Source organism: Coleofasciculus sp. G3-WIS-01 (assembly GCF_040223135.1).
In the GTDB taxonomy this organism is placed as follows: Bacteria; Cyanobacteriota; Cyanobacteriia; order Cyanobacteriales; family Coleofasciculaceae; genus Coleofasciculus.
In genome coordinates this window covers 1-3,568 of the sequence record NZ_JAVJZI010000024.1, presented here as the reverse complement: position 1 = coordinate 3,568, position 3,568 = coordinate 1, and the positions used below count along the sequence as shown (strand labels likewise).

At 47.7% G+C, this 3,568-nt stretch carries 5 protein-coding genes; 1 reads left to right on the top strand and 4 read right to left on the bottom strand.

The annotated features are described in order from the left end of the window. Window positions 1–409: 409 nt before the first annotated feature. The 4 genes from RIM23_RS02550 to RIM23_RS02535 all read right to left on the bottom strand — a co-directional run bounded on the left by RIM23_RS02550 (window position 410) and on the right by RIM23_RS02535 (window position 3,239). Window positions 410–652, bottom strand: coding sequence for a DUF4327 family protein (locus RIM23_RS02550; protein ID WP_446335530.1), 243 nt, complete (start codon window positions 650–652; stop codon window positions 410–412). Between the two features lie 268 nt (window positions 653–920). After that, window positions 921–2,567: a glycoside hydrolase family 3 N-terminal domain-containing protein gene (locus RIM23_RS02545; protein WP_446364183.1), complete on the bottom strand. Its 1,647-nt coding sequence runs from the start codon at window positions 2,565–2,567 to the stop codon at window positions 921–923. Then, window positions 2,564–2,968 (bottom strand): 30S ribosome-binding factor RbfA, encoded by a 405-nt coding sequence (gene rbfA, locus RIM23_RS02540; RefSeq protein ID WP_446364181.1) that lies wholly within the window; start codon window positions 2,966–2,968, stop codon window positions 2,564–2,566. Before rbfA ends, RIM23_RS02545 begins: the two co-directional genes overlap by 4 nt. Before the next feature lie 67 nt (window positions 2,969–3,035). After that, window positions 3,036–3,239: a DUF751 domain-containing protein gene (locus RIM23_RS02535; protein ID WP_446335533.1), complete on the bottom strand. Its 204-nt coding sequence runs from the start codon at window positions 3,237–3,239 to the stop codon at window positions 3,036–3,038. Between the two features lie 23 nt (window positions 3,240–3,262). On the opposite strand from RIM23_RS02535, the gene RIM23_RS02530 reads away from it, so the two are divergent. Further along, entirely contained in the window at window positions 3,263–3,430 is a 168-nt protein-coding gene (locus RIM23_RS02530; RefSeq protein WP_446364179.1) for a hypothetical protein, read from the top strand. Window positions 3,431–3,568: the final 138 nt, after the last annotated feature.

Here is a 3,568-nt window from a genome sequence, read left to right as displayed (position 1 = left end):
TCTTGGGTGTCATGACCAAAGGAAGCGTAGCCAACCTTGCCAGATGGTAGGTTACTCTTTTTTACGGCTGAGTCTGCACGCTCACCCCACCTACCCAAAATGCTTAGTTTTGGGTAGTTGTGGGTAGACATTTACGAGCGGCTCCTACAGTATTTCAGGTTATCCAAATTTTAATATGCAATTACATTGGTGCTTTGCTAAGCTGCATCCTTTTTTTAGGGTTGTATCAGGAGCGAGAGCTATGGCTTAAGCCTAAAGCCGAAAGGGTTTCCCAATGTAAATCGGCACTTGTTTCTGACTCGCCAATTCACCAATGACCAATAACAACGAACCGATAACGACACTTGACGGAGTAAATTTGTACAACTCATATAAGCGCCGAGCCACAATCCCTCTCAAATAAGGCTATTTAATCGTTTTCCCATTCTTCGGAACCAATTAAATCACCAATCCGGTCTCTAAGCAAGAAATCACACTGTTCTAGTTCGCATTCGATACATACCCACTCGCGAGCTGGAATGTACTGACAAAGAACGTAGATGGGCTGTTGACGGCTGACCACTCCTTTTTCCACGAGTTGACGTGCTTCTTCTTGAATCACATCAATGGAGTATCGAATAGAGGGAGTAGAGGGAGCAGTTTGAAGACTCATCGGGCTCATAGATACCATCCTGACTAAAAACTAAGCTACGTTCTAACTATATACGAATTTGGCTAGCCTGAAAAGGTATCTCGTTCCGTATAGAAAGTTACAAAGATATTCGAGTTATGAATAAAAAGTACCAAAGATACAAATTGTTTCACGATTTAGTCGATAGCGAGTAAAAGCTGAAACCCTTGCTATACCGTTAAATTGGCAGTTGATAGTGGGGCTGCCTCTGAGATCCCTCTCTCGATCATGGCAAGTTAATTAATAAAACTTAAATAAACTCTGTTAAGTTATAATCAGATTCAATCTGATCAAATAATACCTCAAGTGCGATCGCCTGCGCCTCTGGCATCTGTCCGTAGGAATAAACATAAGGCGTCTGGGCGGGGAGGTCAGGTAAGAACTGCTCTAAGGTGTATGGACTACCGTAAATCACCAATGCCTCTAAAGCTTGATCCGTTAATAATCGCTGTAGCCAATCCGCAGCCACATCAGTTAAAGAAGCTGTACTCCGAAACGGATTTCCACGAATGAAAAGCTGTAGCAGCGTCGGAATCGGGCGCTCATTGTGATCCCTCGGCATCGGTGGCGTATGGCAATCCACCCATTGCAATTGGTAGCCAAACTGTTGGGGTAGGGTAACGGCTGGAGCATTTCGCCCCAAAACATCACAGGTTAAAATATCATCCACAATGATCAGGTTGCGCCCCTGGCGACTATTCTGGAGTGGTTTTGAGCGCAGGGGTAGGGAACCGCCAACTTGTTGAGAATCACGGAGGATATTAGTAACCGTAGAAATGGCAGTCGGTTGAGCCAGATGACCCAGAAACGATAAGGGTTGAGCTTGATCACTTCGGTTCCCTGACACCTGTGTCCCCCGGCTGATCTTCGCCTTCGCCTGCCAAATCCGTTCCACAGATGCCAGAATGCGATCGCGGGAAATCCGTCCTGCCGCTACAGCATCACAGACGGCTTGAATGGCGGTTTCTGGGTTAACGGGCATGAGTAAAATATCAGCCCCAGCTTCAACCGCTTTTACAGGGGCTTCCGTTGCGCCATAGCGATTAGTGATCGCACCCATAATTAAGGCATCGGTGACTATCAACCCCTCAAACCCCAACTCTTGGCGCAGAAGTTGGGTTAAAACTTTTTCTGATAACGTCGCTGGATAGTGATCATCCAAGCTAGGGATCAACAGATGAGCCGTCATCACCGCATCCACACCCGCAGCCATAGCCGCTTGAAACGGGGGAAACTCCACCTGTGCCATTCGCGATCGCGACTGGGATAAGATCGGTAAATCTAAATGGGAATCGCTCGCGGTATCCCCATGACCGGGGAAATGTTTCGCCGTGGTTAACACCGGATAATCTTGCGTCCCTCGGATAAACTGACAAGCCAATTGACTCACGATTTCCGGCGTCTCACCATAAGCCCGCACATTAATTACCGGGTTTTGGGGGTTATTATTAACATCTACAACAGGCGCAAGAATCCAGTTAATCCCAATCGCTAAGGCTTCTTGGGCAGTAATTGCGCCCTTTTGTTTAGCATAATTTTGGGCTTTTTGCAAATCCTGACGGGCAATCGCCCCTATTGCCATCGGTGGCGCAAACCAAGTCGCCCCAGCAAAGCGTTGACCGACCCCTTCTTCAATATCGGCGGCAATCAACAAGGGGATTTGGGCATACCTTTGTAATTGTTGCGATCGCAGCGCTAGTTCTCCAGCACTCGCACCCAGTAAAATCACGCCTCCCACCCCCAAATCCTGTATCCAATGCTGCAACCTAGCGGCGGGAGGTTCCCAAGCCGGGTACTGAATTTGGTGGTCAAACAGGTAGCCAGATGAGCGCACCACAACCATCTGTGCCACCTGTTGTGCCAAGGAGAGAGACTGGATATCGGGTAAGGAATTCACTCGTTTTCTTCTGCCTCAGGAACCTGATCATCGAGTTCCTTACTATGACGTTCTTGTGAGAGTTGATTCAGCAGTGTCAACATGCGAGCGCCGCGTTCCAAGCCTTGGTCTTCAATAAAGACGACCTCTGGGGTACGACGCAAGCGCACCCGCCGACCTAATTCGCGACGGACAAAACCCGTAGCTGATTGTAAACCCGCCATCGTTTCCGATTTTGCCTCTTCGGTGCCATAGATTGAGACATAAATTTTGGCATGTTGCAAGTCACCCGAAACATCGACATCCGTAACGCTGACCATCCCAGCACCGACACGGTCATCTTTGATATCGTGTAACAACATTTGACTGACTTCCTGCTGAATCAGCGAGGAAACCCTAGACACACGGCGATTTGTAGCCATAACGCCCCCTTTACTATGAGTATGGGCAGTTGGAGACCAACGATTTCTAGTTTGACATACTGACCCGCTAAACTGGGTTGAGTCCTAGCATGGCACGCAGGGTGAAAGCCAGGAATAAAAACGTCCCCACCACCAAACCCACCAGCGCGATCGCACTCACGGGATTACTCAATACCGGCTTAAAGCGCTCAAATAGGGCAAAGAAGATGCCCAAGGTTATGCTAATCAGGTAACGGGGGTAACGGCTAATATTTTGCAAAAAGTCTTTCATTGCAACTTGCTACTATCTTTAAAATGACAAATGACGAAATTTTAGCATTTTGGTTTGGAACGCCCGATGACCCAGCCTCTCGGAAGCCTCGTCAGGCTTGGTTTACCAAAAATCCCGCCTTTGACGAAGAGGTGCGATCGGATTCATCGGTTGTTTGTTGGCATCGATTAGAAAAACGTAGTTTGACATAATTGGTCGGTTTGACCAGTCCTTAAGTAATGTGTGCTTCGGGGATGTTAGAGTCTGGCTTGTTCTGGTTGAAACACTTGCTCTATAAACCTTTCGAGCATTCCTTAATCTCAACCGACAGAGAAGAGCGAACTAGCGAA

Bases quoted from the DNA above. Each gene is read 5' to 3' on its own strand.
- RIM23_RS02550 (WP_446335530.1), bottom strand. From the start codon at position 652: ATGAGTCTTCAAACTGCTCCCTCTACTCCCTCTATTCGATACTCCATT.
- rbfA (WP_446364181.1), bottom strand. From the start codon at position 2,968: ATGGCTACAAATCGCCGTGTGTCTAGGGTTTCCTCGCTGATTCAGCAG.
- RIM23_RS02535 (WP_446335533.1), bottom strand. From the start codon at position 3,239: ATGAAAGACTTTTTGCAAAATATTAGCCGTTACCCCCGTTACCTGATT.
- RIM23_RS02530 (WP_446364179.1), top strand. From the start codon at position 3,263: ATGACAAATGACGAAATTTTAGCATTTTGGTTTGGAACGCCCGATGAC.